This is a genomic window from Exiguobacterium sp. s83 (assembly GCF_018617095.1).
GTDB lineage: Bacteria > Bacillota > Bacilli > Exiguobacteriales > Exiguobacteriaceae > Exiguobacterium > Exiguobacterium profundum.
The window spans coordinates 1-266 of the sequence record NZ_JACSJP010000022.1; the positions used below are offsets into that span (position 1 = coordinate 1).

The window sequence follows — 266 nt, forward strand, 5'->3', positions numbered from 1 at the left end:
ATCGGCTGCGCCCGGTTCATCTACAACAAGCTGCTCGAGGACCGCATCGCCATCCGCGATGAGGCGAAAGCGGGGATCGTGACGAGACGGAAACCGGCGACACCCGCCTCCTACAAGCCACTGTTCCCGTTCCTCGCCGAGGCGGACAGCCTCGCGCTCGCGAACGCAAAGCTGAACCTCGACACCGCGTTCGCGAAGTTCTTCGCCGGGACGGGCGGCTTCCCGGCCTTCAAATCGAGACGGCGGTCGCGCGCCTCCTACACGAC

Annotated in this window: 1 pseudogene; it reads left to right on the forward strand. The window is 65.8% G+C overall.

The annotated features are described in order from the left end of the window. Nucleotides 1-266: pseudogene (locus KNO73_RS14935) on the forward strand (helix-turn-helix domain-containing protein); the annotation flags it as partial.